Consider the following 26,996-nt stretch of genomic DNA (forward strand, 5'->3'; position numbering starts at 1 on the left):
GGCCATCAGCGACATTCGATCATCGCGGCTTTGCGGAGGTCGGCCAGATAGGCTTTCTGTTTCGCCTCGTATTTCTGCGCGAACATCTTTTCCCGGATTTCCCGCTTCTTCGGCGTGTCGATCTTGGTCGGTTTCCGGTCGCACAATGCCACCATCTCCACGCCCTGTTTGGTGATCTCGGGCGGGGTCAGGTGACCGACCGGCGTCTTGTCCAGGAGTTCACGAAGCGGGCCGGGGATGTCGGCCGAGGTCTTGGTGACCGTCGCGCGGATCGCGGCATTCTGCATCGACTTGAAGTAGGAGTTGGCCTGCTCGCAGGTCTGGACGCGCTCGCGCAAGGATTCCGCTTCCTTGCGCCGCAGCTCGATCGCCGCAGACGCCGAACCGCGCGGCACGATCAGCACGATCGGCTGCAGGCTGTATTCGAACGCCTCGGTCTGGGTCGGTTCGCCGCTTTCCTGGGCGGCGGCGGCCACGTCCTTCTCACCGACTTGCAGGCTCTCCTTGTACCGGCCGCGTACCAGACTGCCCCAGACCATCTCGGCCTTGAGGCGGGCCTTCAGCGTTTCCGGCCGGATACCCTGCCCCTCAAGGGATTTGGTGAGCTGCTCGGGCGACAGCCGCATCCGCTGGCTCATTCCCGCATAGGCCTGATCGATATCGCTGGTGGTAGGATCGACGCCGTATCTCTTGGCTTCCCTGATCTTCAACTTTTCGCTGGTCAACTCGTCGATGATTTCCTGCCGGGGCATCTGCTTGCGCATGGTCAGGAAGTTGAGCTTGGTACGCTGCTCGATATCGAGACTGGTGATGGGTTCGCCGTTGACCATACAGGCAACCGACTGCGCCGGCAGCGGTGCAACGCCGCCGGCCAGCACGGCAAGCGCGACGGCGCAGCCGGCGGCAAGGGACCAAACATTGGACCTAGGCCGGCGAGAAAGGAGCTTGATGGTGGTCATGGCCATGTCAGACGTATCAACCAATTCGTACCGCGTTGCGCTGGGTGCTCTCCGGCACGGTCGGGCATCACGCTACTGAACGCCGTTGCTGCCGGCCGTCGAGGATGAATTCGCGATGGTCCGCAGGCCGATCTGCAGCATGAACGCGTGGCTGAGCACCGGCGGCGTCGTCCCGGCGGAGTAGCTGTAGGACGTGACGTAATTGGCCGCCAGCACGAAGCAGTCATCCACATAGCCGGCGCCAACGATGTACTGGTTCAGCTTGTTGGCTTCAAGATCCCACCGCGCCGAGCCCGACACGACCCAGTTAGACGCCACCTTGATCGACGCGCTGCCGAGCAGGCCTTCGCGCCGGGTCAGATAGCCGAGCTCCGGCTGCGCGGCATAATTGCCGTAAATCATGCTCACCGACCAGCGGTCGAACGCGGCGCGTCCTTCGGCTTCGAAGCGGTTGATGTTCTGCGTCGCCTCGTCCATGCGCGTGCGCACGCTGAACGTATAGGTCCGGTTCGGCGAATAATTGATGCGGGCGACGTAGTCGGACCGGGGGTTCTGCAGGCCGGAATTGAGCGCGGTATTGGTCGCGTCCGCCACCGCGAACGAGTTCAGGCCGAACAACTGGTAGGATTGTCCGAACAGCACGTTGACGCTGCCGCCGCGGTCGAACTGCGTGGTCGCCTGGACGCCGACATTGGCGCGGCCGCCGCCTTCGACGCGGTCGTAGCCCGAGAACTTGTCGACCGCGAACAGGTTGCTGGCGTCGAACACCATGCTCTGGGCGTCTTCGTTGGGCAGCCTGCCGGCGTAGGTCTCGTTGGGACGAGCGATGATCTGCGCAATCGGCTCGATCGTGGTGGTGCCCCAGGGCTGAACGTTGATGAAGGGGTAGCGATATTCGAGGCCGACCGTCGGCATCAGGCGGACCGCCTGGGTGTCGCCCACGGGAAGGAAGTTCGAAACGCCGGGCTGGTTCGAGATCGAGGCGTCGATGGCGTCGGCGCGCATAATCGCAAACGGCGTCCAGATCTGACCCATGGGATCGGTGTACGAGCGCCGCCACTGCGCTTCCGCCGTCAGCCGCGTATAGGTGCCGGGCATGCCGCGCAACAGGCACTGCGAGGGCAGCCGGGCCAGCGGGTCGGCCGATGCGGTCAGGCACAGGCCATTGGTGTTTGCCAGCGTCGTAATCGGGTCGAACGCCGCGGTCGTACGCGACAGGCTGGTGAAATTCGTCTTGTAGCTGACCTCACCGCCGAGGATCGGGTGGTTGAAGACGTTGGAATAGTCGATGACCGGATGAATCACCGGCACCTTGTCCTGGCTGCCGGAGAAGGACAGGTAATAGATCGTGCGCGCGTCAAAGAAGCTGCGGTTGCCGACGCCGGTCAGATAAAGCTGCGAGATGGCTTCCGTCGGAAGGCTCAGGAACGAGCCCAGCGGGTCCTTGTACTGGGCCAGCCGGTAGTCCGAGAAGAAGTAGTAGTCCGACAGCAGAACGCCGTCCCAGCCCCAAACCCATTTGTCGTTGATCGCGAACTGGCCCTTGGTGTCGAGGCCGCCGCGGAACTGGCGGTCGCCGGGTTGACCGGCATAGGCGCCCTGGTCGAGCTGATCGATGCCGTAGGCGCGGATCTGGTAGGAACCGTTGATCAGGCGCTGGCGGAATTCGCCCTGGAACAGCACGCCCTGCCGGGTGGTGAAGCGCGGATTGAAGGTCGCGTCATAATCCGGCGCGATCGCCCAGTAGAACGGGGTTTCCACGCCGTAGCCGTAGCCGGTGACCGTCGTGTAGGACGGCATCAGGAAGCCGGTCTTGCGCTTGACGGTCGGATCGGGCGTCGAAAAATACGGCAGATAGGCCATCGGCACGCCGAAGAACTCGAGCTGCGCGTTTTCGAAGTACAGCATCTTGTCGGTCTGGTCGTGGATGATGCGCGCACCCTTGACCTGCCACAGCGGCGGCTTCTTCGGATTATCCTTGCAGGGCGCGCAGGCGGTATACACGCCGTTTTCGAACACGGTGTAATTGCCGGCGGAGCGGTCGGCGCGCGTCGCCGCCATCCGCGTGGCGTCCGCGGTATCGACGCGCAGCGAATCGACGAACCCGTCACGGTAGTCGTCGCTCAGATCCATGATGTTGGCGTAGGTGACTTTGCCTTCCGCGTCGGTCAGGCGGATGTTGCCTTCCGCGTGCAGCCGCTTGGTCTTCTGGTCGTAGATGACCTTGTCGGCCTCCACGCTGGTGCCGTTGTAGAACATCTGCACGTTGCCGACCGCCGACACGCGCTGGTTGTTGTAGTCGTAATCCACCTCGACCGCTTGCACGAGCATCTTGCCGTCGTTGTTGGCAGGCCGTGGCGGCGGCTTGGGCGGCCGCGGATTGTAGGTGAAGCTTTGCGCCGAGGCCGGCACCGTCAGGGCAAGCTCGATCGAGCCCGCGAAAACGAATCCGGCGAGCAGCGCAAACATAGGGACGCCAAAGGCGGCCATGCGTGCTCGATAGCGGCGCACATCGGTGCGCCGCCTGAACGCAGGCAACCTCAACTGGCGGGCGGCGACAACGGCCACTACCCGTCCTCCTGGTACAACAAGGCCAAAAAGCCGGTGAGGCCACCCACACAGACGGGCAACCACGCCGCAGCGATCGGATGCATCAACTCAGCCTTGCTCAAATCCTCAGTAACTTTCGATAAAACGTAGAGCAGAAAGCCCGCGCCCACGCCACTCAAAACCATCTTCTGCACGCCGCCCATCCGGAAGAAACGAAGGCTGACGGAAGCTGCCAACATCACCATTGCAGCCAGCAAAAACGGCTGTGCGATGAGCTTATGGTACTGCAGACGGTAGCCTGCAGTCGCAAAACCCGAGCTTTCGGACGAGCGGATATAGCCGGGCAGTTGCCAAAAAGACACGGTTTCAGGGGTGGAGAAACTGTTGCGAACCTGGGCCGGGGTCAGGGTGGTCGAGAGGTAATAGTTGTCCTGATCAACCGGAGGTTTATCAAGGGAGTACCTGCGTACCGATTTGAAGGCCCAGCGGCCTTCCTCGAGGGCGGCTTCACGGGCTTCGATTCGCTCCTTGAACTGGAGATCGGTGTCGAACCGGAACACGGTCAGCCCCGTCAGCCGGACACCCTGCTGCTCGCTACGCGCCGCATTGATGATCGACTGGCCGTCGCTGTTGATCTGGTTGAGCCAGAAGCCGGAGGCATCCTGGATGCCGCCGCCGGGGGCCGAGCCGAACAGTTCGGCCTCCATCCGCTTGGAGAGTTCGCGCAGGTTCGCCGACATCGGGTTGTAGGCAACCGTTGCCACGATGCCGAGGATGATCGAACTTGCCAGCGCAGGCGAGATGAACTGCCAGGCGGATACGCCGGCCGCACGTGCGACCACCAGTTCGAGCCGCCGCGACAGCGCGAGGTAGCAGGTCATCGCGCCGATCAGGACGCAGAACGGCATCAGCTTTTCGAGCAATTGCGGCACCCGGTAAAGCGACGTCTGGGCCACCGTGATCGCGGATACCGACACCAGCCCGGAAGTCTTGCGGACCATTTCGATGTAGTCGACCAGCACGAGCAGCACGAAAATGCTCGCAAACACGCCCACCGCCGCGACCAGGAAGCGGCCGGCGAAGTATCGCCCGAGCGTGTTGGTGATCATGCTCATGCTGTGGCGGGCCGTCCAAAGAGCCGTGCCAGCCGCGCGTTCGACCTGTTGATGGCCTCCATCAGCGCAGCCGGCGGCTCCACCACGACGCCGCCGATGATCATCCACAGCCCGATGCCGATCGCGCCGAACAGCATCAAATACTGGACGAGAGCCATGCCCGGCGTCTTCACCGTCATCACCGAGCAGGCGAATCCCGCCATGCGCAGGCCAAACACCGCCAGGATCGATCCGCCGATCGAAAAATTGCGGCTCTGGCGCGTGGTGCGCGGCGTACCGAGGAAGGCAAAGGTCAGGACTGCGAACGCGAAGGGATAGACCGGCGCCAGGAAGCGGTCATGCAACTCGGCGCGAAACTGCCCGGACAGTTGCTTGTAAATCGGGTCGTCCTCCGAGGGCGAAACCAGCTCCCAGAGATAGCGTTCGCGAATTCCCAGTGCGACGTCGCGGCCGCGATTGGAGAATTTCGACATGTCGAAGGCATAGCGGGCGAAAGCCACCAGCGCCGGATCGCGCTTTCCCGCCTCGAAACGTTCGAGGTTGCCGTCCTCCAGCACCAAATAGGAGCCGTTCTCGTTCTTCAGTACCGTGCCATGGTCGGCGATGATGGTGACGCGCTCCTTGGGATCGCGGCGGTCGTCGACGAAGATGCCGGCGAGAACGCCGCCCGGCTGCCGTTCCCGGATGCGAATCGTCAGGTTCTGATCGAGCTGGGCGAAACGTCCGGGCTGCAGGATGTTGGTCAGCACGTCGGCCGTGATCTCGGCGTCCCATTGCTTGATCCGGCGCAGGCCGTCAGGAGCGAGAAAGGCAGCGATGAAGATGACCAGGGTCGCCACCACACAAGTGGCGAAGAAAAATGGACGGAACAGCCGGTATGGGGAAAAGCCGGCGGCATTCATCACGATGATTTCGGAATCGGTGGCGAGCTTGTTCAGCGTATGCGAGATCGCAATCATCAGCGCGATCGGCGCGATGACCAGCACCAGCGCCGGAATCACCAGGCTAGTGATGCCGAGAAAGGTGATGATGGTCTGGCCCTGGCTCGTCATCAGGTCGATGCCGCGCAACGCCTGCGTAATCCAGATCACGCCGGTGAGGCTGACCAGGACCAGCGCAAACGACGCGAGCGTTGTGCGGAAAATGTACCTGTCGATCGACCCCATCGTTACCGCACGATCCCACCTTGCGCGCCCGAAAAGCGGCTTCCGACCACCCCCTGTTTGAGGGGTCCCCTTTGGTCGGGCCGCCAACTACCAGCCGTCTACATTCTCACTACCATCCCTTTGATCCGTCAACAAAATGGCCGGGCCATGGCGTCCCCTGGATATGGTTGATAATTCACTTCATGTGGCCTTCCGGCCACTGCGGCGCTTGGCAGTGCGGGGGCTTGCGGGCCATAGTGCCGAAAACATCAGGTCCTGAGCGATTTGGGCCGTTACCGAAGAGAAACATTCCATCGTACGGGCCGATTCCGGACCCGCAAGACAGCCCTGAATTCTGGAGGATCTACCTATGTCCGACGCCGTCAAGGTCGGCTTTGTCGCTTTTTCCGCCGCAGCCCGTGGCGTTCTCGTGGTGTTTTGCGATGACACATTGAAGTTCGGCGACGCGACGCGGAGGGCGCTGGGGAAGGCGGCCGATACCGTCAAGCGGGCGGCGGCCGCGAACCAGTTCAAGGGCAAGAGCGGATCGACGCTCGATATCCCGGCGCCGGATGGAATCAAGGCGGAGCGCCTGATCGTGGTCGGTGTCGGCAAGGCGGCCGATATCAAGGAGAAGGATTTTCTCAAGTTCGGCGGGGTGACGGCGGGCAAGTTCAACGCCGCCAGTGAATCGGTCACCGTGATCGCCGAACTGCCCGAGGCGGCGATGCAGGGCGAAGCCGCCGCAGCCATCGCGTCGGGTATCCGGCTGCGCGCGTACAAGTTCGACCGCTACAAGACCAAGAAGAAAGACGACGAGAACGGCGCGCTTCGCGCCGACGTTTCGATCGCCGTCGGAGATGTTGCCGCCGCGCGAAAGGCCTTCGCGTCGGCATCCCATGTCGTGGACGGCGTGGTGATCGCGCGCGAACTCGTCAACGAGCCGCCGAACGTGCTGTACCCGGTCGAATTCGCGCGCCGCGCGAGCCAGCTCAAGAAGCTCGGCGTCGAGGTCGAGGTGCTCGACGTCAAGGCGATGACGAAGCTCGGCATGGGCGCCTTGCTCGGTGTCGCACAGGGCTCGACGCAGCCCGGCCGCACCGTGATCATGCGCTGGAACGGCGGCAAGAAGGGCGATCAGCCGGTTGCTTTCGTCGGCAAGGGCGTTTGTTTCGATACCGGCGGCATTTCCATCAAGGGCGCCGCCAGCATGGAAGACATGAAGGGCGACATGGGTGGCGCGGCCTGCGTGGTCGGGCTGATGCATGCGCTGGCTGCACGCAAGGCAAAGGTCAACGCGGTCGGCGCCATCGGCCTGGTCGAGAACATGCCTGATGGCAACGCCCAGCGCCCCGGCGATATCGTCACCTCGATGTCGGGCCAGACCATCGAAATCATCAACACCGACGCCGAAGGCCGGCTCGTGCTGGCCGATGTGCTCTGGTACGTGGCCAAGAAGTTCAAGCCCAAATTCATGGTCGATCTTGCAACGCTCACCGGCGCGATCATGGTTGCGCTCGGAACCGAATATGCCGGAATGTTCTCCAACAACGACGAACTGGCTGAACGGCTGAACAAGATCGGAACCGAAACCGGCGAACGCGTCTGGCGCATGCCGCTTGGTCCCGAATACGACAAGCAGATCGATTCGCAGTTTGCCGACATGAAAAATACCGGCGGACGCCATGGCGGTTCGATCACCGCCGCGCAGTTCCTGCAGCGTTTCGTCGACAACACGCCGTGGGCGCATCTCGACGTCGCGGGAACTGCGATGGGCGCGCCGAAAACCGACATCAACCACAGTTGGGGTTCGGGTTACGGCGTTCGCCTTTTGGACCGGCTGGTCGCGGAATATTACGAAGCCACGAAGTAATCTGGTCAAAGCCGGATGACGGAAATCCTGTTCTATCATTTGCAGGGCATGTCGCTCGAAAGCGTATTGCCGCCGCTCCTGGAAAAATCGATCGAGCGCGGCTGGCGCGTGGTCGTGCAATCGACTTCTCCGGAGCGCACCGAGGCGCTCGATGCGCATTTGTGGACCTACAGTGACGATTCGTTCCTGCCGCACGCCACGTGGCGCGCCGGCGATGCGCAGGACCAGCCCATCATTCTCTCGATCGAGGAGGGCAACCCGAACCGGGCCAATGTCAGGTTCCTGATCGACAACGCGGCGTTGCCGGTCGATTGCGACAGCTACGAGCGGGTGGTGCTGGTCTTCAACGGCGACGATGACGACGCGCTGACCGCGGCGCGCGGCATTTGGGCCGATTGCAAGGCGCGGGGGTTCGAACTGACTTATTGGCAGGCCGATGAGCGGGGCCGGTGGCAGCGGCGGCAATAGCGGCCTGGAAATTAGATCCTTGGAAATTGGCGATCCTTCAAGTTAGCGATCCCCGGGAATTAATGATAATCTGCGGTTTCTGCGCCGGAGCTTGCGGGCAGCCATGGTCGTGCCGCAAAGTGATGGTCGGACAAATGGTTACAGTTGAGGGCGGAGCCTGGGTCTAGCGTGCGACGCGGAACAATCGATCGAAAACCACTGCTGACGTTGTTGCTGCTCGGGCCCGTGCTTGCGGGCTGCTCGGGTGCGTCCGACCTTTTGTCGAAGGATGCGGACTGGTTTTCACGCACCGGACGCGTGTTCATCCGAAACGTGTCGATCGAAACGCCTCCGCTCAGCCCGGAGAAGGCTGTGACGCCGGATGAACTCGTCGCTGCGGACGGCGGCTGTCCCGGAATGGCGACGCCGGGCGCAGGTGCAAACGCGCTGGCGGACGGTGCTGCAGGCAGTCCGCCTCCCTCGACGACCGGGACGGTGGCGCTCGGTCACACCGAATGCGATGTCGTGCGCGGCATCGGTGCGCCCGACAATGTCAGCTTCTCCAGCAACCCGCGCGGCGATCGCGTGGCGGTCGTCAGCTATTCGCGTGGCCAGCGGGCCGGCATCTACACCTTCACCGCGGGACGCCTGACGTCGATCGAGCGTGCACCGGAGGCGGCGGCGCCGGCAAGGGGCGCAAAGCCGAAGAAAAAGCCGGCAGCGTAGTACGCTGGCATCGCGCGGTTTCATAGCGTTTTCGAGCGAAAGTCTGCCCAGTACCGGTTCGCGTCAAGAAAACGCGTCAAAACAGGAAGCTAGAGTCGGTTCTGAATCAATCAGATAGGGCTCTAATCCGCCGCTTCGTGAAATTCCGAACTGGCGTCCAGCCAATCTTCCTCGGCCCGCCGCAGCGCGCTTTCGGCGCCGGCGCGTGCCTTGCTGAGCTGGGCGGCCTGCTTGGGATCGCGCGTGAACAGATCCGGCAAGGCAAGCGCGGTGTCGATCTTGGCGATGATGCCGTTGATACGCTCGATTTCGGCCTCAGCCTCGGCGATCCGCTGCTTCAGCGGCGTTCGCCTTTCGCTTTTGCCGCGCTCGGGCTTTAAGCTCTCCTTGACACGCTCGCTGCCGCGCTCGCGCGAACCGCTGCGTGAGTCGCCGATCGACAACACCATTCGCCTGTAATCGTCGAGATCGCCGTCGTAAGTCGTCACCATCTGATTGGCGACGACCCACAATTGATCGGCGCAGGCTTCGATCAAATAGCGGTCGTGCGAGACCATGATGACGGCGCCGGGAAAATCGTTGATCGCTTCGGCCAGCGCCGCACGGCTGTCGATGTCCAGATGGTTAGTCGGCTCGTCGAGGATGATCATGTTCGGGCCGAAGAATGTGGCGAGCCCGAGCAACAGCCGCGCCTTCTCGCCGCCCGACAGGCTCTTGACCAGGGTATCGCCGGCCTTTCCGGAAAACCCGATCGCGCCGGTGCGGCCGCGCACCTTGGTTTCCGGCGCATCAGGCATCAACCTGCGGACGTGATCGTAGGGCGAGCCGTCGAGATTGAGCTCGTCGACCTGATGCTGCGCGAAATAGCCGACCGAGAGTTTCTCCGCCCGGGTGACCCGGCCGGAGAAAGGCTGCAGCTTGTTGGCCAACAGCTTGACCAACGTCGACTTGCCGTTGCCGTTGGAACCGAGCAGCGCGATGCGGTCGTCGGTGTCGATGCGCAGCGTGACGCGGTTGAGCACCGGCTTTTTCGGATCGTAGCCGACCGAGACGTCGTCGACGGCGATGATCGGTGGCGACAGCATTTTCTCCGGCGTCGGGAACGTGATTTCACGCACATCCTGGGTCACCAGCGCGGTGACCGGCTTCATCCGTTCCAGCATTTTCACGCGGGACTGCGCCTGGCGGGCCTTGGAAGCCTTGGCCTTGAAGCGGTCGACGAAGGCCTGCAGCCGCTTGCGCTCGTCGGCCTGGCGCTTGGCGTGCTTGGCGTCCAGCATTTCGCGCGTGGCGCGCTGTTCCTCGAACGAGGAATAGGTACCCTTGTAGACCGTCAGCTTGCCGCGATCGAGATGCAGGATCTGGTCGACCGAGGTGTCGAGCAGGTCACGGTCGTGGCTGATCACGATCACGGTGCGCGGATAATTGGCCAGATGGTCTTCCAGCCACAGCGTGCCTTCGAGGTCGAGATAGTTGGTCGGCTCGTCCAGCAGCAACAGATCGGGCGCCGAGAACAGCGTCGCCGCCAGCGCTACCCGCATGCGCCAGCCGCCGGAGAATTCCGAGCACGGCCGGGCCTGGTCGGCGGTGGAAAATCCGAGACCACTCAAAATCGCCGCCGCGCGGGCCGGCGCGGAGTGGGCGTCGATGTCGACCAGCCGCATCTGGATCTCGGCGATCCGGTGCGGATCCTCGGCGGTTTCGGCTTCACGGAGCAGCGCGTCGCGTTCCAGATCGGCCTTCAGCACGACGTTGATGAGGCTTTCCGGGCCGTCGGGCGCTTCCTGCGCGAGACTGCCGATGCGCCAGCGCGGCGGCAGGGTGATGCTGCCGGATTCGATCGGCAGGTCGCCGCGGATCGCGTGAAACAGCGTCGATTTGCCGACGCCGTTGCGGCCGACGAAGCCGACGCGCGCGCCCGGCACGATCTGCACCGTGCTGTCGTCGATCAAAAGCCGCCCGGCGATGCGGACCGAAATATCCGTCATGGAAAGCATGCGGGGTTGTCACCGGAGCGGCTGGCAAACGCAACCCATTTATTATCGGCAAAATCGGCGATCCGGCGGCCCTCAGTGCAGTTCGTCGTCGCGGCGGCGCAGTTCGTCGACGAGCTCGCGCAAACGCGGTGACAGCTCAGTATCGGGGCGCAGGCTTTGCTGCAGCCGTTCGCCGATGGCGTCGCAGATCGACAAGCATGTCTTGTGGTCGATCTGTTCGAAATCGTTGTTGATTCGGACATCCATGGGCAGTCTCTAAGAGTTCCACCTCGCAGCGCTCGCAAGGCTTGAGTGACATCGATGGGTCAAGTCCCGGCGGCGAAATTGGTTTCCGTGCATGGCCACATGCATTCGCCTCCAAGTAGCTGAATCTCGTTCGGCAATCGGGTTCCACGGCACAAAAAAAGCCCCGGCGCGGCGGCCGGGGCGTCAGTCAGGGGGAAGCTCGAATCAGCTCAATAACAGCGGTTCACCAGCCGCCAGCGCGGACCCCAGGGGGTCGGAACCAGGCGCCGCGCGTAGCAGCCGCCATATCCGCCGCCGTAATAGGCCGGGCCGCCGATGAAGACGCGGGGGCCACCCCAGCCGTGGTGATGATGATGCCAGCCGCCATGGTGCCAGCCGCCGCCCCAGGCCGAGGCCGATGTCGGCGCCAGCGCGGCAGCCCCCAGCGAAGCCGCGGCCACTGCAACGAGCGAGAGTTTGCGTAACATGATCGTCTCCTCAAAGTTTCGGCGCCAGTTGGCACCATCAGTGAGATCGGGTCCCTGACGCCCGGGGCCAGCGGAGGCGCGTGCCCTGCGTTCGATCGTCGTTAAGTCTACGGCCGCGAAGCTGAATGCAGGCGGCACGGCGGCTTCAGACAGGGTTCACCTGCGTGAAATTGCTGTAATCTTCGCCCCCCTCGGGCGCGTCCGCCGCACGAAAACACGCCAAAAAGGGGTGGCAGGCGCGTCACACGGTCGCTTGCCGTCGTGAGGTGGCGCCGATATAAGCCCCGCAACTCTCCAACCAGCGCTTTGCAAGGACGTAAACAATGGCGATTGAACGCACTTTCTCGATCATCAAACCGGACGCGACCGAGCGCAATCTGACCGGCGCCGTCAACGCGCTGATCGAGAAGGCTGGCTTACGGATCGTGGCCCAGAAGCGCATTCGCATGACCCGCGAACAGGCTGAAACCTTCTACGCCGTGCACAAGGCGCGTCCGTTCTTCGGTGAACTGGTCGACTTCATGACCTCGGGTCCGGTCGTGGTGCAGGTGCTGGAAGGCGAGGGCGCCGTACTGAAATATCGCGACGTGATGGGCGCGACCGATCCGTCGAAGGCGGCGGACGGCACGATCCGCAAGGTCCATGCGAAGTCGATCGGCGAGAACTCGGTGCACGGTTCGGATGCACCGGAGACCGCCGCGATCGAAATCGCGCAGTTCTTTTCGGGCAACGAAATCGTCGGCTGATTGATTGGACAGCGGCCAGCAATAGCCGCGCGCAACGGCTGACAAGGCCGGAGGGAAACGCTGTGAACTGGCTGTGGCAAATCTTGGATCCCGCGTCGATCTCGGCGTTCTTCACCCAGTTCCAGACCGAGATTCAGCAACCGGCCTTCTGGGTTGCGCTCGGCAAGATCATGTGGATCAACATCCTGCTATCGGGTGACAACGCGCTTGTCATCGCGATGGCGTGCCGCGGGCTGCCGCCGCGCCAGCGGTTCTGGGGCATGGTCCTTGGCGCTGGCGTCGCCGTTTTTCTGCGCATCATCTTCACCGGCATCGTCGTGACGTTGATGGCGCTGCCGTACCTCAAGCTCGTCGGCGGATTGGCGCTGCTCGTGATCGCGGCAAAGCTCTTGGTGCCCGAACCCGAGGACGAGAGCGACACGGAAGCGGCTGCGCATCTATGGGCGGCCGTGCAGATCGTGGCGATCGCCGACATCGTCATGAGCCTCGACAACGTCATCGCGGTCGCCGCGGCGGCCAACGGCAGCATTCCGCTGCTCGTGCTCGGCCTCGCCATCAGCGTTCCCCTGATCGTCGCCGGTGCCGCGCTGATCATGGCGTTGCTGACGCGCCTTCCGGCGCTGGTGTGGGCCGGCGCCGGCTTGCTCGGCTGGATCGCCGGCGAGGTGATGGCGACGGACCCCGCGGTACAACCGGCGTTGCATGCGTTCTTCAATGGTCCGGTCGGTGCAGGCCTCGATGGACTCCTCAAATCGCTCGGCATGGCGCCGCAGTTCGCCAATGGCGGGCATGGCGGCGAGGTGATTCTTGGAATCATCGGCATCATCATTGTGCTCGTCGCGGGGTCGATCTGGCGCAAGCGCAAGCTGCAGGGCGCCGAGCACTCCGCCACTGCATAGCAATCAACGCCCGGCCTGGCGGCGAGGACAGTCGTCCGCGATCGCGGGGCGCCGACGGCCCCCGAGACTTGCATGATCGGCTTGCCTGATCGTTCCGCCGTGAAATGCCAGACCCAGGCGTCTGGTGTGCCGGGATCATGCTCGACCATATCGAGGTCGTGCTCCCGCACAGGAACATTTAGCAAGGTCCTGACTTCCTTATTCTGGACGCAGTCGACCCCGGAGAATTGTCATGACGGTGAACAAGCCGGTCGGCGACAAGAAGTTCAAGGGCGTATGTGCCGAGAAGACGAGGGCCGCCACGCGGTAAGGAATCCCCATGCCGCGTTACTTTTTCAATGTCTATCACGACAGGGCTGAGCTGGACGAGGAAGTCGAAGAACTACCCGACATGCAAGCCGCGTGGCGGGAAGCAACGATGACTGCGGGGCAAATCATTCAGGACCTCGACGGCAAGCTGCGCCCCGGCAAAGACTGGCGGCTGGAGGTCACCGACGAATTTGCAAATCCGCTCTACGTCATTCATGTGAGCACCGACCGAGCCAAATGAACCTTGGCCGGTCGGGCCGTGAGATGGAAGAGCTATTTGGGGCCCTGCAAACCGGGTGACGTCAACCAGCGGTCGATGACGGCCGCGGACTCGGTTGAGACCGCCGTCTTTAACAGACGATCGCGTTCATGCCCGGGCGGCAGGCCGGCGGCCTTTTCGCGGGCGCCACGTGCAATTTGCTTGAGCCGTTCTTGAAGCGGCTGCGGCGGGCGGCTGCGATTGCGCCTTTTCTTCATGGCAGATCTCCTTGTTGGCCCCGATCCTTTCACGTTGCAGCGGAAGCCTCCTTAACCTTTGTTGGGAACCGGCATCGGTCGTCGCCGTTTCGTTCAGGTCACGGAAGTCGATCAATTGGAGGAGACGCGGGCTTGGAGCGGGAGTTGGTTTTGTCGGCCCTGTTGCGGCGGCTCAATACCGTCTCAGGGCTGGATGACGCGGACATCGCTGCAATCCGCGCGCTCCCGATCATTGTTCGCCGGTGGGAGGCCGGACGGGCGATTGTATCTGACGGCGGTTACCCGACGGAATGCTGTCTTGTTATCGAAGGGTTTTGCGTCCGCGCCAAAACGACCTTCAGCGGCCAGCGGCAAATTCTCTCGATCCATATTGCCGGGGAAATTCCCGACCTCCAGAGCCTGCATCTGCGCCGGATGGACCACGATCTCATCGCGGTGGCCGCTTCCACGCTCGGCTTTATCAGTCACGCTTCGTTGCGAAGCCTGACGCGGGCAAATCCGAATGTTGCCGAAGTGCTTTGGCGCGAGACGCTGATCGATGCCGCGATATTTCGGGAGTGGATCGTCAATGTCGGTCAGCGGCCGGCAGCGAGCCGGCTTGCCCACACCGTTGCTGAACTTCGCAGACGCCTTGCCATCACGGGCCGCGCGGCGGGCGACACGTTCGAAATGCCGCTGACACAGGAGCAAATCGGCGAGGCGCTGGGCATCACGCCGGTGCATGCGAACCGTATCATCAGGCAACTGCGCGACGACAGGATCGTCGATATCAGCAGGGGGCGCGTGGCTGTGCTCGACGAGGCGAAACTCGCGGAATTGGCGCAGTTCGACGACCGTTATCTTCACCAGAATCCATCCCTCTAAGGCGCATGCCGGAGGATGGCGCTGCGGCTTTGAGGCCTGACGGCGCAAGGCACCCGTGAGGTGAGTTTCGTATCGGGTACCGGACCTATGAACGGCAATTTTGTTCGCCTTCCTGGAACGATTTCATTTCGGGAAAATTATGCAATCTGTGTCCTGGAGATAGACACATCAAACTCCAAGCGGCTGCCGATTGCATTTCCGCTACCAAGGTGGTGCTGGCAGCCGCTCCTTTTGATCGCAACCGCCATGAAGGATTTTTCCAATGCGTCTTTCCCGCCCGAGGTGATCTCGGTGATGGAGGAGGCGCTCGATGCCGCGGTGGCGTCGCTTCCCGAGCCGGTCCATTCCAGTCACGTTCAAGCCCTTGCCGAAGCGATCCTGCGCGCGGCCCATAACGGAGAGCGCGACCCGATCGCCCTGCAAAGACTTGCATTGCTGGAATTGCGACTGGTTCAGCGCTAATCGTTGCGCGACTGGCCGGCGTGCCGACAAGGCCGCCGATTGCTTTTACCGCCGCGGGGTTCCATACAACTTCACATGACCGAACCGTTATTGGGGCGCAGCATCGACCGCCTTGAAGACGTGCGCTTCGTGCGGGGACGCGGGCGCTACGTCGCCGATCTCGTGGCGCCAAACTCGCTTCATGGCGTCGTCGTTCGCTCGCCGCATGCGCATGCGCGCATCGCAGCGATCAGCGTCGATGCGGCGCGCCAGATGCCCGGCGTTGCGGCCGTGCTCACGGGACTGGAATTGGCCGCCGACAATATCGGACCGCTGCCGTGCGCGGTAACCAGCATCCCGATGACCACGCCGCTCGTGGTGCCGCCCTGTCACGCACTGGCGCGCGACATCGTTCGCTATGTCGGCGAGCCGGTCGCCTTCGTGGTTGCGGAAAGCACCGAGGCCGCGCGCGATGGCGCCGAGGCCATCGTTGTCGACTATGCGCCGCTGCCGCCAATCGTCTCGATCGCGGATGCCGTTGTGCCGGACGCCCCGTCGATCTGGCCGGAGGCGCGGGGCAATATCGCGTTCCGGTTCAACCGGGGCGAGAGCGGCCCGGTCGAAGCTGTGATCCGTGACGCCGCCCATGTCGTGGAATGCGAGCTGGTGAACAACCGCGTCGTCGCCGCGCCGCTGGAGACGCGCGGTGCGCTGGGGGAGTTCGATGCCGCGAGCGGCCGTCTGCACCTGACCGCCTCGGCCGCCGGCGCGCACGCGATCCGCGACCTGCTCGCCGACGGTGTCTTACGTATCGGCAGGGAAAAACTTCGCGTCAGCATTCCCGACGTCGGCGGCGGCTTCGGGATGAAGAACGTGCTCTATCCGGAATGGGTGCTGGTGCTGTGGGCGGCGCGCCGCCTCGGCCGCCCGGTCATGTGGATCGGGGACCGCGGCGAGGATTTTACAGGCTCCGCCCATGGCCGCGACAGCCTCATCCGGGCCCGCCTTGCGCTCGACCGCGATGGCCGTTTCCTCGCGCTCGACACCAAAGTCCTCGCCAATCTGGGCGCCTATGTCTCGACGGTGGCGCCGGCCGTACCGACCATGGCGATGGCGAGCGCGATGGGCGGCGTCTACGACATTCCGCTGATCGCCTTCCAGACCAGCGGCGTGTTCACCAACACGACGCCGGTCGACGCCTATCGCGGCGCCGGCAAGCCCGAGGCGAATTATCTGATCGAGCGCTGCATCGATATCGCAGCCCACCAGCTCGGCATGGATGCGCTGAAGCTGCGGCGCAAGAACATCTTTCGCCGGTTTCCACATTCAAGCGCGATGGGACTTACGGTCGAGCAGGGCAGCTTTGGCCACGCGATCGATCACGCGGTCAAGGCCGCGGCAGGATTCGATGCCCGCCGGCGAAGCTCGCGCAAGCGGGGCAGGCTGCGCGGTCTGGGCTACGCCTGCTTTCTCGAAACATCGCGCGGCCAGCCCAATGAAGTGGCGGAAGTGCGCGTCGGTGACGACGGCCGGATCGATTTGATGGTCGGCACGCATTCCAACGGCCAGGGCCACGAGACCACCTTCGCCCAGATCGCGGCCGATGCGTTTGGCCTGCCGCTCGAGCGCTTCCGGTTTCGGCAGGGCGATACGGATGATCTCGACTCCGGCGGCGGGCATGGCGGGGCGCGCTCGATGCATCAGGGCGGCACCGCGCTGCTGATGGCGGCCGAAGGCGTGATCGAGAATGCGCGGCGGCTTGCCGCTCGCCTGCTGCAGGCCGGCGTGGATGCGGTTCACTACGAAGCCGGCCTATTGCGCGTGGCCGCGACCGGGCAGGAGGTCAGCCTCGAGGAGGTGGCGCGCGCCTCCTACCAGACGCCCGGCGACGATGTCGCGCCCGGCCTTGCGCACAAGGCGACGCATTTGTGCGACCGCTACACTTTCCCCAACGGCTGCCATATCGCCGAAGTCGAGATCGACCCCGAGACCGGTGAGGTCAGGCTCGACCGCTACGTGATCTTCGATGACTATGGCCGCCTGCTCGATCCGCGCCTGACGCTGGGACAAGTCCATGGCGGCGTGGCGCAGGGTATCGGCCAGGCGTTGTTCGAGCACGCGCTGTTCGATCCGGAGACCGGGCAGATCCTTTCGGGCTCGCTGATGGATTATGCGCTGCCGCGCGCGGACGATCTTCCCGCGTTCGAGGGCAGCCTGACGGGCGACTTTCCAAGCCGCGCCAACCGGCTCGGCGTGAAGGGAAGCGGGCAGGCCGGCGCCATCGCCGCACCCGCCACCATCATGAACGCCGTGATGAACGCGCTGACGCCGCTCGGCGTGCGGCATCTCGACATGCCCGCTACGCCCTCCCGCATCTGGCATGCGATCCAGGCGGCTGACGCGCGGTCGCGTCAACGCACCGACACGACGTCCGCCGATCAATAGTCCCAATGACGGGACCACAGCCAGCCAGGCTTGGAATCCATCCAAAGCCAGCCGATGATGGTTGTTGCGATGGCGCTCATGAAGGCGCGGACACAACAGCCGGTCGCGACCCGTCGCCAATCCTGATCCTCCGCCCTGATCCGCAAGCTGACGAATGGCCTGATGGCGGACCTGGTTGTTGCCGCTTGACATGCAGGTATTTACCTGCATATTGTGTTCTCGATACGAGCGAGAACGATGCAGGCCGACAAGGTTTTCAAAGCGCTGGGCGACCCGACACGTAGAAAGCTGCTTGACCTTCTTTGTGAAAAGAACGGGCAGACGCTCGGCCAGCTTTGCGAAAACCTCGACATGGCCCGGCAATCCGCCACGCAGCACCTCGAAATCCTGGAGGCGGCCAATCTGGTGAGCGCGGTCAAGCGCGGCCGGGAAAAGCTGCATTTCATCAACCCCGTGCCGCTTCACGAGGTCTACGAACGGTGGGTGCGGAAATTCGAACGACAGCGGCTCAGCCTGCTGCACGATCTGAAGAAAGAGCTCGAAGGAGAATAACAATGACCAAAGAGACGACCAGCTTTGTCTACGTGACCTATATTCGCTCGACGCCGGACAAGGTGTTCGCGGCGATTACGAAACCGGAGATCGCAAGACGTTACTGGGGCCACGAGAACGTCTCTGACTGGAATCCCGGATCGAAATGGGAGCACGTCCGCGCCAATGATGAACGGACCGTGCAACTCGTCGGCAAGGTCATTGAGGTCTCGCCGCCGACCCGTCTCGTCATCACCTGGGCGAATGCTTCGCAGGCCGCCGATCCTTCCGCCTATAGCCGGGTGACGTTCGAGATCGAGGAATACGAGGACATGGTCCGGCTGACCGTCACCCATGACGAACTCGAAGCCGGCAGCGGGATGGCGAACGGCATCAAGAAGGGGTGGCCGGTCGTCCTCGCCAGCCTGAAATCCCTGCTGGAAACCGGCCAGGGCCTCGACGTTTTCGCCAAGCCGAAATCGGCTTGATCCCTTGCCATATCAGTCCAGAGCCGGAGAATGACCATGACCATGACCAAGTCCTATGCCGGCGGATGTGCCTGCGGCGCGATCCGCTATGAGACGAGCAGCACACCCATCGTCGAGAGCCACTGCCAATGCCGCGATTGCCAACAACGAAGCGGCACGGGGCATGGATCCTATCTGGTCTTCCCCCGGCGAGCCGATGTGAGCATTACGGGTGAAGCGAAAGACTGGCGGGTCGCGGGCGACAGCGGGAACGAAAAGGTCCACGCCTTCTGCCCGACCTGCGGAACGCCGGTCTACCTGACATTCGTCGCCATGCCGGAACTGATAGCGGTTCACGCGACCAGCCTTGACGATCCAGGCCAGTTCAATCCGCAACTTGTCACGTACGGCATCCGCGGCCATGCCTGGGACGCGATGGATTCCTCGCTGCAGACATTCGAGCGAATGCCGCCTGGTTAAGTGTTGCCGGGAGATTCCAGCGCCTCTGATCGGGGCCTAGGTGTGGTCGCGCTTGCTCCTGCGGCTGTTTCCCTTCGCCGGCCAGCGCCCTTCGTCGACGGCGGCGCGGACGATCTCGGTCATCGTCTTGCGCACTTCGATGAACGCCTTGGTCTGCGGCCGGTCCGCGAGCGCAATTAGTGCAAGCGAGCGCGTCAGCGGCGGATCGATGATGCGGCGCGCGTGATATTTCTCCGCCGCCAGGTCGGCGAGGACGGTGGCGCGCGAGAGGATCGCGCATCCCAGTCCCGCCTCGAGCGCCATTCGCAATGCCGACAATGAATCGACTTCGAGCGTCTCGCTCGGCGTGATCTGATTGCGCAGAACCTGGGTCTGGATGATGGCGCGCGAGGCCGGGATCGGCGTCAGTCCAACCACGCTTCGTTGCGGAATGGCGGAGAAGGCGATCGGACCGGATGACCGGCCGATCAGGCTCGGATGCCCGACGAGATAGAGCTGTTCGTCGTGCAGCGACTCGACGTCGAGGCGGGCATCCCTCGGCGGATTATAGGCGAGCGCGAGATCGACTGTCCCTGAGAAGACGCGCTCGACCAGCGCCGGCGACAGCGCCTCGACGACCGTCAGATGGACGCCCGGGGAGTTCTTGCGCACCGCCTTCATGACATCGAGCGCAACCATCGAGAGCGCGGTATGGCTGAGGCCAATGCAGACGGGACCGGTCGCGGCCTCGTTATAGGTCCGCACGTCCTCCTCGGCCTTGCCGAGCGCCGAAAGCACGGCGCTGGCATGCTCGTAGAGCCGCCGGCCGGCCGCGGTCAGCGCGATGCCGCGTGGCCTTCGTTCGAGCAGCTTGACGCCCAGATCGGTTTCGAGGGCGGCGACGTGGTGGCTCAACGCCGACTGCGCGACGTTGAGGGTCTCGGCCGCCCGCGACAGCACGCCGGCGTCGGCGATGGCGATGAAATACCGGAGCTGCCGCAATCCGAGCGCCACTGAATTCGCTCCTGATATCTAATTATCAGAACAGAATGATCTTCATATTATATTTGTCAGATGTCTACGCCCGCGGCAAGCTGGGTTCACAACCAATAAAACCATCCGGAGGAGCGCCGGCATATGGACCTGCCGAGCAGCGTCGTCATCAGCGAGGAGGGGCCCCGCGAAGGCTTTCAGATCGAACCGGATCCGATCGCAACCGCGGACAAGATCGCGCTGATCGACGCGCTCTCCGCCTGCGGCCTCCGCCGCATCCAGATCGCCTCGTTTGTCAATCCCAAGCACGTTCCGGGCTGGGCCGATGCCGAGGCCGTCGTGCAAGGATTCGCTGCGCGTGAAGGCGTCGAATACTCCGCGGTGTGGTTCAATGAGGCCGGGATGCAGCGCGCGCTCGCATTCAAGAGTAAACTCACCCTTGCCGGATTCATTTCACTGAGCGCGTCCGAACCGTTCGCGATCAAAAACCTCAATCGCGACCGGGCCGGACAGATCGACGCGATGCGCCAATATGTGCGGGTGCATCGGGAAGCCGGCGTGCCGATTGCCAAGATCATCGTCATGGCCGCCTTTGGCTGCAATTTTGCCGGAGATATCTCGCCCGCAAAAGTTGTCGAGACGGTTGCGGATGCGCGCACCATCGCGCGCGAAGCCGGTGTCGAGGTGCAGGACGTCACGCTCGCAGACTCCATGGGCTGGGCCACGCCCAGGCGCGTCGCGGACGCCATCGGCACTGTTCGGGATCGCTTCGACGATGTGCGGATCGCCCTTCATCTCCACGACACGCGCGGGCAAGGCATCGCCTGCGCCTATGAGGGCCTGCGGCTCGGCGTCACGGCTTTCGATGCGGCGGTAGCCGGGCTCGGCGGCTGTCCGTTTGCCGGCCAGCCGGGGGCGCCGGGCAACATCGCCACCGAAGAACTCGCGCTGCTGTGCGAGGAGATGGGTATCTCGACCGGCCTGAACATCGAGGCGCTGATCGAGGCCGGGCGGCTGGCCGAGCGGATCGTCAGGCACCGGCTGCCGAGCGCCGCACTGCGATCGGGAACGCTCGCCGCATTCAGGAGACGGGCTGCATGACGACTTCCTCCAGGCCGCTCGCGGGGCTGAAGGTGCTCGATTTCGGTCACACCATCATGGGGCCGTGCGCCGGCGTCGTCTTTGCCGATCTCGGCGCCGACGTGGTGAAGATCGAGCCGGCCGACGGCGATCCGACGCGGCGGTTGCCGGGCTTTGCCGCCGGCTTCTTCGCGACCTACAACCGCAACAAGCGCTCGATCGCGATCGACCTGAAACGGCCCGAGGGACAGGCGATCGTGCATCGGCTCGTCAGGGATGCCGATGTCGTGCTGGAGAATTTCGGCCCGGGAACGATCGAACGGCTGAAATGCGGTTGGGAGGATTTGCGCAAGATCAACCCGCGCCTCGTCTATCTCTCGATGAAAGGTTTCCTGAAGGGACCGTACGAGAACCGCGGCGCGCTCGACGAGGTGGTGCAGATGCAATCCGGCCTCGCCTACATGACCGGGCCGCCGGGCCGGCCGTTGCGTGCCGGTGCACCTGTCATCGACATTCTCGGCAGCGTGTTCGGCGTGGTGGCAGCACTGGCCGCGCTTCGCGAGCGCGACGCCACCGGCATCGGGCAGAAGGTCGCCAGTTCCCTTTTCGAAAGCGCGACGTTCATGCTCGGCGCGATCGTCGTCGGCAGCGCCGTGACCGGCGCACCGTTGCCGCCGATGCCGGCCCGCAAGAACGCCTGGGGCGTGTACGACGTTTTCACCGCGTCCGATGGCGGCCAGGTCTTCATCGGCTGCACGTCGGATGGACACTGGCAACGCTTCTGCGAGACCTTCGGATTCGACGACTGGCGCGACGATCCACGGCTTGCGGGCAATTCCAATCGTTGCGAGGCGCGCGAGTGGATGCTGCCCGAACTGGAGCGGCGGATCACGAAATTGCCGCTTAATGAAATCCTCGAAAAGTGCGAGGCGGCACGGGTGGCCTATTCGCGGGTTGGACGACCTGACGAATTGTCGATCGATCCGCATCTGCTCGCCCATGGCGGCCTGCTTGCGACAGCCGTTTCCGGACTAGGCGGCGGACCGTTGGTCGGCATCCCCGCGCTTCCGGTGGAGTTCGGCGACGGCCGCGAACGCGCTGGCCTCGACCGCCAGCCGCCGAAGATCGGCGAGCACGCTGACGAAATTCTGCGGGCGGCCGGGTATTCGGAGCATGAAATTATCGAACTGCGCGCGGCGGGCGTACTGGGCGAGGCCGCGAGCCTGCCCGCATAGAAGCGAACTAGAAGAAGCGGACAAGACGAGCGGTCCAACCGCCTCGCGCAACGCAACATGGACAGGGAGGAGGCGGAGTATGATTTCCGGCAAACTGGTTCGAGCGAAAGCTCGCATCCTCGGTATGGCGACCGTGGCTCTTGCGCTGAGCGCGATCGTATTGCCTGCAAAGGCGCAACCATTTCCGTCGCGATCGATTACGATCCTGGTGGGCTATTCCGCGGGAGGGCAGGCCGACGCCCTGGCCCGGATCGTGGGCAAGCAACTTGGTGAGAACCTCAAAGTATCCGTCGTCATCGAGAACAAGACAGGGGCCAATGGCATGATCGCGGCCCAGGCGGCCGCGCGCGCCGAGCCTGACGGATACACCATCCTCATGGTGACGGATGCGATGGTCACCATCGATCCGCACCTCGCCACCAGCAACCACTTCGACCTTTCGAAGGCGATGGAGCCGGTCATCAGCGTCGCATGGGCGCCGCTGCTGCTTGCCGCGGCCAACAATGTGCCGGCGAATTCGGTCGCCGAGCTGGTCGCGCTGGGCAAGCAAAAGACGCAGAATTTGAGTTTCGGCAGCTCGGGCAGTTCGACGCCGCACCGCCTCGCCGGCGAGATGCTGCAGAAGTACGGTGACTTCACCATGACCCACATTCCCTACAAGGGAACGGCGGCCTCGGTGAACGATCTCTTGGGCGGGCAGATACCGCTGCTGTTCGGCGCACCGACAGCGGTGGAGCCGCTGGCGACGGCGGGCAAGATCAAGGTGCTCGGCGTCACATCGGAAAAGCGTTTCCCGTTGCTGCCCAACGTGCCGGCCATCAGCGAAACCTTTCCGGAGTTCAAGATCATCAGCTATATCGGGTTCATGCTCCCAAGGAACACGCCCAGGCCGGTGATCGCTGCCGTGAACAAGGAGATGAACCAGATACTTGCAACGGATTCGATGCGCGCCTGGCTGGACAAGCAGGGCATGGTCGCCGTCGGCGGTACGCCTGATGATTTCAAACGCCAGATCGAGGTCGACTATCAGGCGCGCGGTGAACTCGTCCGAGCTCTCGGCATTACCGGCGAGTGAGCGAGGGAGCGCCGTCGTCTCTTCAAGCGCCCTTTGGTTTCTTCCGGGCCGCGCGCGCCGAAACGTTCAGCGCCGCGGCCTCGCGAATGAGCGCCTTCAACGCCTTTTCATCGATCCTGTCGCCCTGATGGAAATCGATGGCGCGCCTGGTGTTGCCTTCGAGGCTTGAGTTGAAGAGGTCTGTTGGGTCGTCCAGCGCGGCGCCCCTGGCGAAGGTCATCTTCACGACGGCCTTGTAGGTCTCGCCGGTGCAGATGATGCCGTTGTGCTCCCACACCGGAACGCCCCGCCACTTCCACTCCTCGACCACGTCGGGGACGGCCTGCTTGATGATGCTCCTGATACGCGCAAGCATATCGCCGCGCCAATCGCCCAGCTCCTTGATTCTCGCATCGATATGCTGAGAGGGAGAGGCTCCTGCTTTTGCTTCGTTCGCGCCGCTCTTCTTCATACTTGTCGCTTTTTTCATGACTGTTATCGCTCCGCTCACAGTCGTTCGCCGGGCACTTGGCTGGCTTGCTTCACCCAGGCGGCGAACTGCGCTTCGTCGAGCTGGTGATCCTCGGGGATGTCGAGGTAGCGCACTTCCTTCTGTTTGGATTCGCCCGGAGGAAGAGGGCGCAGTGATGTGCCGCGGAAGAAGGCCACTTTGACGTACTTCGTGAAGCAGTGAAAGCTGAGGAACCAGCCTTGGTCTCCTTGGCCCCCGACGCCATAGAAGGGCGAGTTCCATTTGACGGCCTTGCGCACGCCGGGAACGGTACGCACGATGAGGGCGTCGAGGTGGCGTCCGACGTCGCGTTTCCAGCCCGGCATGGCCGCGATGTAGGCCTGCACGGGAGCGTCGCCGTCCCCCTTCGCGATCTGAGGATTGCCGCCTGAGAGGAGGGCAGGCTTTGCGGCGGCCTTCCTTGCTACCTTCGCCGACTTCGCGGACGTCTTGCCGGCCATGGTGTCACACCTGTCCGCTGATGCCTCGCGCGCCGCGCAACTTGGCGGCATACGGCAGCACGAACATGTACAGACCCGTGAACAGGAGCAAAAACAGCGGGAGCAGCGGCGAGTAGACGATCAAGGTCGGAGGTTCCCCCAATCCCATGGCGACGAAGTTGGCGATGACGGTCGCCGTAAAGACGATCGACAGCCAGCGGTGGATTTGCCGAACCCAGTTATTCCAATTCAATGAGACCTCCTTTGAAACGAACCAAAGCGCGACGCGGCAGATTTCAATCCGCCCGCGCCAAAACCTCCTCCAGCTTCGCGAAGAACTGCTGCCATCCGACCTTGGCGCCGCCAAAGGCCTGCTTCTGATCCGGCCGGAAGCCCGACTGCTCCATGCGCAGCAAGGTCCCCGTGCGCGTTGGCGTGAGCGTAAACGTCACCACGCTCTGCAGATTGAAGGCCGCATCCTCGTGCCTGAAATTCCAAGTATAGGACAGCGCCTTGTTCGGTTCGAGGGCGAGCACCTCGCAGTCCAGCACGCCGCCCCAGTCGCCGCGAAGATTGAAATGATGACCCACGACTGGCTTGAAGTCGTTCTTCATCAACCATTCCTCGATCAAATGCGGTTGCGTGAGCGCGCGCCAGAGTTTTTCCGGCGGATGCGGCATCTCACGTTCGACGACGACGGTGCGTGTTTCAGTCGCTGTATTGGTCATTGGTCCATCCGTTTGAGCAGATCTTCGAGATCGTCGAATTTCCTCTGCCAGAACCCTGCCATCTCGCTCGTCCAGTCGATCAGCGGGGCCAGGGCGCCGAGCTGCGCGCTGTAATGCGTCTGTCGGCCTTCGTGGCGGTCGCGCACCAGCCCGGCCTGCTTGAGAATGCCGAGATGTTTTGAGACGGCCGGTTGCGAGACCCCGGCCCGCGCCGTCAGGGCTCCCACCGTCTGCTCTCCTTCGCGGCACAGGCGCTCGAAGATTGCCCGACGGGTCGGATCGGCGAGTGTTCTGAACAGCACATCGTGGGCGTTCGGCATCTAAGATCGATAACCTATGGGTTATTGATTGACGCATAACCGCAGAGGTATGGATTAGTCAAGCGGGAAAATGTCGAGCGGCATGATGATCCTTCTCACAGGAACGGTCGGACCAACGGGCCCGTATGGTGTGGCGTGACCTTGGCCACGACGTGGCGATGGGTTCGGAGACCACGGCCGCAGTTATACTCCGCTGGTTATGCATTATCGCCTGGCCCTGCCGCCGTCTCGCGAACCAGAGCTGGGAGCGAACGCCGATGGTAAGGTCGTTGGCTCGTTGTCGAAGACGGGCGGCATAACCATCTATGGGCAGGGAGGTGAGGTCTTATGGAAGATGCCAGCCGTCAGGCCCATTGGGAGAACGTCTACACGACGAAGGGCGAGAACGAGGTCAGCTGGTTTCAGCAAAGTCCGGCGCCGTCGCTCGAATTGATCGTGCAGGCCGGCGCCACCCACGCGTCGGCGATCATCGACATTGGCGGCGGCGCTTCGCGGCTGGTCGACCATCTCGTCGAGCAGGGATTTGAGGATGTTACCGTGCTCGATCTGTCAGGCGTGGCGCTGGCTGCCGCCAAAAGCCGCCTTGAGAGCCGCCTTGGCGCCCGCGCCGAGCGCGTTAGCTGGATTGTCGCGGACGCCACGACATGGGAGCCGGTCAGGCCCTACGATATCTGGCACGACCGGGCGGCGTTCCACTTTCTCACCGACGAGAAAGACCGCGCCGCCTATATTGAGCGCCTCGGGCGGGGCCTCAAAATCGGGGGGCACGCCATCATCGCCACCTTCGCGCTCGACGGCCCCGAAAAGTGCGGCGGCCTGCCGGTCGCCGGCTATGACAGCGCGAGCCTCGGACGGACGCTCGGCGCCACGTTCAAGCTGGTCCACACGCAGCGGCACGAACACGCGACCCCGTGGGACTCCCGACAGATCTTCCAGTTCAGCGTATTCAGGCGCGAGAGCTGACTCTGATCCGCAGGCCACCGCGCGTTATTGCGCCATACCGCGGGACACCTCCTGACAGGCCTCCATGCAGCGGCGACAGCTTTCCGCACAGATGCGGCAATGTTCATGCATGGCGGCGTGCTTCTGGCATTCCTCCGCGCAAAGCCGGCAGGCGGCGGCGCATACGCTGAGCATGCGGCGCATCACTTCGTCATCGAAACCTGTCCGGCGGGTCATGATGCGGCCGGTGATGTTGCAGATGTCGGCGCAATCCAGATCCAGTCGGATACATTGGGTCAGCTCCTGCACCATGCGCTCCGACAGGCAGGCGTCGGCGCAGGAGGTGCAGGTCTGGGCGCAGGAATAACATTCCTCGATACAGCGGATCAGGGCGTCGTTGATCTGGCCCTGGACGGCCGGGTGGGTGCCAATCATTTCGCGGGCGTGCATGGCGGGCTCCTTGCTTGAGGGCCGGCCGCAAACGCGGCGGCCGCTCTTTTAAGCCGCGGCGATCGAAAATGTTCTGGTCC

At 63.3% G+C, this 26,996-nt stretch carries 30 protein-coding genes; 16 read left to right on the forward strand and 14 right to left on the reverse strand.

Annotated elements, in window-relative coordinates; all coding sequences use genetic code 11:
- Positions 1–5: 5 nt before the first annotated feature.
- From JQ624_RS09430 to lptF, 4 genes are all read right to left on the reverse strand, one after another.
- Positions 6–959 carry a SurA N-terminal domain-containing protein gene (locus JQ624_RS09430; protein WP_212418787.1) on the reverse strand — a complete coding sequence of 318 codons (954 nt, stop codon included), beginning with the start codon at positions 957–959 and terminating at the stop codon, positions 6–8.
- Positions 960–1,031: 72 nt separating this feature from the next.
- Positions 1,032–3,428, reverse strand: a complete 2,397-nt coding sequence (locus JQ624_RS09435) for an LPS-assembly protein LptD (RefSeq protein ID WP_249129649.1) — start codon at positions 3,426–3,428, stop codon at positions 1,032–1,034.
- Between the two features lie 98 nt (positions 3,429–3,526).
- The gene (gene lptG / locus JQ624_RS09440; protein ID WP_212418600.1) at positions 3,527–4,624 is read right to left on the reverse strand and encodes an LPS export ABC transporter permease LptG; all 1,098 of its coding nucleotides are present in this window, start codon (positions 4,622–4,624) and stop codon (positions 3,527–3,529) included.
- A complete protein-coding gene (gene lptF / locus JQ624_RS09445; RefSeq protein WP_212418601.1) occupies positions 4,621–5,790 on the reverse strand; it encodes an LPS export ABC transporter permease LptF in 1,170 nt (389 codons plus the stop codon). Before lptF ends, lptG begins: the two co-directional genes overlap by 4 nt.
- Before the next feature lie 349 nt (positions 5,791–6,139).
- Between lptF and JQ624_RS09450 the strand changes: the two genes are divergently transcribed.
- The 3 genes from JQ624_RS09450 to JQ624_RS09460 all read left to right on the forward strand — a co-directional run bounded on the left by JQ624_RS09450 (position 6,140) and on the right by JQ624_RS09460 (position 8,815).
- Positions 6,140–7,642, forward strand: a complete 1,503-nt coding sequence (locus JQ624_RS09450; RefSeq protein ID WP_212418602.1) for a leucyl aminopeptidase — start codon at positions 6,140–6,142, stop codon at positions 7,640–7,642.
- A gap of 15 nt (positions 7,643–7,657) precedes the next feature.
- Positions 7,658–8,110, forward strand: a complete 453-nt coding sequence (locus JQ624_RS09455) for a DNA polymerase III subunit chi (protein WP_212418603.1) — start codon at positions 7,658–7,660, stop codon at positions 8,108–8,110.
- 168 nt (positions 8,111–8,278) lie between these two features.
- Positions 8,279–8,815, forward strand: a complete 537-nt coding sequence (locus JQ624_RS09460) for a hypothetical protein (protein WP_312014401.1) — start codon at positions 8,279–8,281, stop codon at positions 8,813–8,815.
- Between the two features lie 122 nt (positions 8,816–8,937).
- Here JQ624_RS09460 and JQ624_RS09465 read toward each other — a convergent pair whose 3' ends face one another.
- From JQ624_RS09465 to JQ624_RS09475, 3 genes are all read right to left on the reverse strand, one after another.
- Entirely contained in the window at positions 8,938–10,812 is a 1,875-nt protein-coding gene (locus tag JQ624_RS09465; RefSeq protein WP_212418604.1) for an ABC-F family ATP-binding cassette domain-containing protein, read from the reverse strand.
- 72 nt (positions 10,813–10,884) lie between these two features.
- Positions 10,885–11,058: a hypothetical protein gene (locus tag JQ624_RS09470; RefSeq protein ID WP_212418605.1), complete on the reverse strand. Its 174-nt coding sequence runs from the start codon at positions 11,056–11,058 to the stop codon at positions 10,885–10,887.
- Between the two features lie 209 nt (positions 11,059–11,267).
- Positions 11,268–11,525, reverse strand: coding sequence for a sulfur globule protein precursor (locus JQ624_RS09475; RefSeq protein ID WP_212418606.1), 258 nt, complete (start codon positions 11,523–11,525; stop codon positions 11,268–11,270).
- Between the two features lie 323 nt (positions 11,526–11,848).
- Between JQ624_RS09475 and ndk the strand changes: the two genes are divergently transcribed.
- From ndk to JQ624_RS09520, 9 genes are all read left to right on the forward strand, one after another.
- Positions 11,849–12,271: a nucleoside-diphosphate kinase gene (gene ndk / locus JQ624_RS09480; protein WP_108519317.1), complete on the forward strand. Its 423-nt coding sequence runs from the start codon at positions 11,849–11,851 to the stop codon at positions 12,269–12,271.
- Positions 12,272–12,333: 62 nt separating this feature from the next.
- Positions 12,334–13,170 (forward strand): TerC family protein, encoded by an 837-nt coding sequence (locus tag JQ624_RS09485; protein WP_212418607.1) that lies wholly within the window; start codon positions 12,334–12,336, stop codon positions 13,168–13,170.
- Positions 13,171–13,489: 319 nt separating this feature from the next.
- A complete protein-coding gene (locus tag JQ624_RS09490; protein ID WP_212418608.1) occupies positions 13,490–13,720 on the forward strand; it encodes a DUF6894 family protein in 231 nt (76 codons plus the stop codon).
- A 128-nt stretch (positions 13,721–13,848) separates the two neighbouring features.
- On the forward strand, positions 13,849–14,820 hold the full coding sequence (locus JQ624_RS09495; RefSeq protein WP_212418609.1) for a Crp/Fnr family transcriptional regulator: 972 nt from the start codon (positions 13,849–13,851) through the stop codon (positions 14,818–14,820).
- Positions 14,821–15,066: 246 nt separating this feature from the next.
- Entirely contained in the window at positions 15,067–15,282 is a 216-nt protein-coding gene (locus JQ624_RS09500; RefSeq protein ID WP_212418790.1) for a hypothetical protein, read from the forward strand.
- 75 nt (positions 15,283–15,357) lie between these two features.
- A complete protein-coding gene (locus JQ624_RS09505; RefSeq protein ID WP_212418610.1) occupies positions 15,358–17,706 on the forward strand; it encodes a xanthine dehydrogenase family protein molybdopterin-binding subunit in 2,349 nt (782 codons plus the stop codon).
- A 237-nt stretch (positions 17,707–17,943) separates the two neighbouring features.
- Positions 17,944–18,258 carry a helix-turn-helix transcriptional regulator gene (locus JQ624_RS09510; RefSeq protein WP_212418611.1) on the forward strand — a complete coding sequence of 105 codons (315 nt, stop codon included), beginning with the start codon at positions 17,944–17,946 and terminating at the stop codon, positions 18,256–18,258.
- Positions 18,259–18,260: 2 nt separating this feature from the next.
- The gene (locus JQ624_RS09515; RefSeq protein WP_212418612.1) at positions 18,261–18,725 is read left to right on the forward strand and encodes an SRPBCC family protein; all 465 of its coding nucleotides are present in this window, start codon (positions 18,261–18,263) and stop codon (positions 18,723–18,725) included.
- A 42-nt stretch (positions 18,726–18,767) separates the two neighbouring features.
- Positions 18,768–19,184 (forward strand): GFA family protein, encoded by a 417-nt coding sequence (locus JQ624_RS09520; RefSeq protein ID WP_212418791.1) that lies wholly within the window; start codon positions 18,768–18,770, stop codon positions 19,182–19,184.
- Positions 19,185–19,220: 36 nt separating this feature from the next.
- On the opposite strand, the gene JQ624_RS09525 is transcribed toward JQ624_RS09520, so the two are convergent.
- A complete protein-coding gene (locus JQ624_RS09525; protein WP_212418613.1) occupies positions 19,221–20,177 on the reverse strand; it encodes a LysR family transcriptional regulator in 957 nt (318 codons plus the stop codon).
- Positions 20,178–20,300: 123 nt separating this feature from the next.
- On the opposite strand from JQ624_RS09525, the gene JQ624_RS09530 reads away from it, so the two are divergent.
- From JQ624_RS09530 to JQ624_RS09540, 3 genes are all read left to right on the forward strand, one after another.
- Positions 20,301–21,257 (forward strand): hydroxymethylglutaryl-CoA lyase, encoded by a 957-nt coding sequence (locus JQ624_RS09530; protein WP_212418614.1) that lies wholly within the window; start codon positions 20,301–20,303, stop codon positions 21,255–21,257.
- The gene (locus JQ624_RS09535) at positions 21,254–22,471 is read left to right on the forward strand and encodes a CaiB/BaiF CoA-transferase family protein (protein ID WP_212418615.1); all 1,218 of its coding nucleotides are present in this window, start codon (positions 21,254–21,256) and stop codon (positions 22,469–22,471) included. The genes JQ624_RS09530 and JQ624_RS09535 overlap by 4 nt, the downstream gene beginning before the upstream one ends.
- A 79-nt stretch (positions 22,472–22,550) precedes the next feature.
- Positions 22,551–23,546, forward strand: coding sequence for a tripartite tricarboxylate transporter substrate binding protein (locus JQ624_RS09540; RefSeq protein ID WP_212418616.1), 996 nt, complete (start codon positions 22,551–22,553; stop codon positions 23,544–23,546).
- 22 nt (positions 23,547–23,568) lie between these two features.
- On the opposite strand, the gene JQ624_RS09545 is transcribed toward JQ624_RS09540, so the two are convergent.
- The 5 genes from JQ624_RS09545 to JQ624_RS09565 are packed head-to-tail and all read right to left on the reverse strand — an operon-like array spanning position 23,569 to position 25,524.
- Positions 23,569–24,015, reverse strand: coding sequence for a DUF1801 domain-containing protein (locus tag JQ624_RS09545; protein ID WP_212418617.1), 447 nt, complete (start codon positions 24,013–24,015; stop codon positions 23,569–23,571).
- Between the two features lie 17 nt (positions 24,016–24,032).
- Complete coding sequence (locus tag JQ624_RS09550; RefSeq protein WP_212418618.1) at positions 24,033–24,497, reverse strand: DUF1801 domain-containing protein; 465 nt, start codon at positions 24,495–24,497, stop codon at positions 24,033–24,035.
- A 4-nt stretch (positions 24,498–24,501) separates the two neighbouring features.
- Positions 24,502–24,729: a hypothetical protein gene (locus tag JQ624_RS09555; protein WP_212418619.1), complete on the reverse strand. Its 228-nt coding sequence runs from the start codon at positions 24,727–24,729 to the stop codon at positions 24,502–24,504.
- Between the two features lie 43 nt (positions 24,730–24,772).
- Complete coding sequence (locus JQ624_RS09560; protein WP_212418620.1) at positions 24,773–25,204, reverse strand: SRPBCC domain-containing protein; 432 nt, start codon at positions 25,202–25,204, stop codon at positions 24,773–24,775.
- Positions 25,201–25,524 carry a helix-turn-helix transcriptional regulator gene (locus JQ624_RS09565; protein WP_212418621.1) on the reverse strand — a complete coding sequence of 108 codons (324 nt, stop codon included), beginning with the start codon at positions 25,522–25,524 and terminating at the stop codon, positions 25,201–25,203. Before JQ624_RS09565 ends, JQ624_RS09560 begins: the two co-directional genes overlap by 4 nt.
- Positions 25,525–25,851: 327 nt before the next feature.
- On the opposite strand from JQ624_RS09565, the gene JQ624_RS09570 reads away from it, so the two are divergent.
- Positions 25,852–26,487 carry a trans-aconitate 2-methyltransferase gene (locus JQ624_RS09570; RefSeq protein ID WP_212418622.1) on the forward strand — a complete coding sequence of 212 codons (636 nt, stop codon included), beginning with the start codon at positions 25,852–25,854 and terminating at the stop codon, positions 26,485–26,487.
- 24 nt (positions 26,488–26,511) lie between these two features.
- Here the strand turns inward: JQ624_RS09570 and JQ624_RS09575 are convergent, their stop codons facing one another.
- Entirely contained in the window at positions 26,512–26,916 is a 405-nt protein-coding gene (locus tag JQ624_RS09575) for a four-helix bundle copper-binding protein (protein ID WP_212418623.1), read from the reverse strand.
- Positions 26,917–26,996 lie beyond the last annotated feature (80 nt).

This window comes from Bradyrhizobium sp. AUGA SZCCT0283, assembly GCF_018130385.1.
Lineage (GTDB): Bacteria > Pseudomonadota > Alphaproteobacteria > Rhizobiales > Xanthobacteraceae > Bradyrhizobium.

What these genes read in the sequence shown, in the direction of transcription:
- JQ624_RS09430 (WP_212418787.1), bottom strand. Translation starts at nt 959, where the DNA reads ATGACCACCATCAAGCTCCTTTCTCGCCGGCCTAGGTCCAATGTTTGG.
- JQ624_RS09435 (WP_249129649.1), bottom strand. Translation starts at nt 3,428, where the DNA reads ATGTTTGCGCTGCTCGCCGGATTCGTTTTCGCGGGCTCGATCGAGCTT.
- lptG (WP_212418600.1), bottom strand. Translation starts at nt 4,624, where the DNA reads ATGAGCATGATCACCAACACGCTCGGGCGATACTTCGCCGGCCGCTTC.
- lptF (WP_212418601.1), bottom strand. Translation starts at nt 5,790, where the DNA reads ATGGGGTCGATCGACAGGTACATTTTCCGCACAACGCTCGCGTCGTTT.
- JQ624_RS09450 (WP_212418602.1), top strand. Translation starts at nt 6,140, where the DNA reads ATGTCCGACGCCGTCAAGGTCGGCTTTGTCGCTTTTTCCGCCGCAGCC.
- JQ624_RS09455 (WP_212418603.1), top strand. Translation starts at nt 7,658, where the DNA reads ATGACGGAAATCCTGTTCTATCATTTGCAGGGCATGTCGCTCGAAAGC.
- JQ624_RS09465 (WP_212418604.1), bottom strand. Translation starts at nt 10,812, where the DNA reads ATGCTTTCCATGACGGATATTTCGGTCCGCATCGCCGGGCGGCTTTTG.
- JQ624_RS09470 (WP_212418605.1), bottom strand. Translation starts at nt 11,058, where the DNA reads ATGGATGTCCGAATCAACAACGATTTCGAACAGATCGACCACAAGACA.
- JQ624_RS09475 (WP_212418606.1), bottom strand. Translation starts at nt 11,525, where the DNA reads ATGTTACGCAAACTCTCGCTCGTTGCAGTGGCCGCGGCTTCGCTGGGG.
- ndk (WP_108519317.1), top strand. Translation starts at nt 11,849, where the DNA reads ATGGCGATTGAACGCACTTTCTCGATCATCAAACCGGACGCGACCGAG.
- JQ624_RS09490 (WP_212418608.1), top strand. Translation starts at nt 13,490, where the DNA reads ATGCCGCGTTACTTTTTCAATGTCTATCACGACAGGGCTGAGCTGGAC.
- JQ624_RS09495 (WP_212418609.1), top strand. Translation starts at nt 13,849, where the DNA reads ATGCCCGGGCGGCAGGCCGGCGGCCTTTTCGCGGGCGCCACGTGCAAT.
- JQ624_RS09500 (WP_212418790.1), top strand. Translation starts at nt 15,067, where the DNA reads ATGAAGGATTTTTCCAATGCGTCTTTCCCGCCCGAGGTGATCTCGGTG.
- JQ624_RS09505 (WP_212418610.1), top strand. Translation starts at nt 15,358, where the DNA reads ATGACCGAACCGTTATTGGGGCGCAGCATCGACCGCCTTGAAGACGTG.
- JQ624_RS09510 (WP_212418611.1), top strand. Translation starts at nt 17,944, where the DNA reads ATGCAGGCCGACAAGGTTTTCAAAGCGCTGGGCGACCCGACACGTAGA.
- JQ624_RS09515 (WP_212418612.1), top strand. Translation starts at nt 18,261, where the DNA reads ATGACCAAAGAGACGACCAGCTTTGTCTACGTGACCTATATTCGCTCG.
- JQ624_RS09520 (WP_212418791.1), top strand. Translation starts at nt 18,768, where the DNA reads ATGACCAAGTCCTATGCCGGCGGATGTGCCTGCGGCGCGATCCGCTAT.
- JQ624_RS09530 (WP_212418614.1), top strand. Translation starts at nt 20,301, where the DNA reads ATGGACCTGCCGAGCAGCGTCGTCATCAGCGAGGAGGGGCCCCGCGAA.
- JQ624_RS09535 (WP_212418615.1), top strand. Translation starts at nt 21,254, where the DNA reads ATGACGACTTCCTCCAGGCCGCTCGCGGGGCTGAAGGTGCTCGATTTC.
- JQ624_RS09540 (WP_212418616.1), top strand. Translation starts at nt 22,551, where the DNA reads ATGATTTCCGGCAAACTGGTTCGAGCGAAAGCTCGCATCCTCGGTATG.
- JQ624_RS09545 (WP_212418617.1), bottom strand. Translation starts at nt 24,015, where the DNA reads ATGAAAAAAGCGACAAGTATGAAGAAGAGCGGCGCGAACGAAGCAAAA.
- JQ624_RS09550 (WP_212418618.1), bottom strand. Translation starts at nt 24,497, where the DNA reads ATGGCCGGCAAGACGTCCGCGAAGTCGGCGAAGGTAGCAAGGAAGGCC.
- JQ624_RS09560 (WP_212418620.1), bottom strand. Translation starts at nt 25,204, where the DNA reads ATGACCAATACAGCGACTGAAACACGCACCGTCGTCGTCGAACGTGAG.
- JQ624_RS09565 (WP_212418621.1), bottom strand. Translation starts at nt 25,524, where the DNA reads ATGCCGAACGCCCACGATGTGCTGTTCAGAACACTCGCCGATCCGACC.
- JQ624_RS09570 (WP_212418622.1), top strand. Translation starts at nt 25,852, where the DNA reads ATGGAAGATGCCAGCCGTCAGGCCCATTGGGAGAACGTCTACACGACG.
- JQ624_RS09575 (WP_212418623.1), bottom strand. Translation starts at nt 26,916, where the DNA reads ATGCACGCCCGCGAAATGATTGGCACCCACCCGGCCGTCCAGGGCCAG.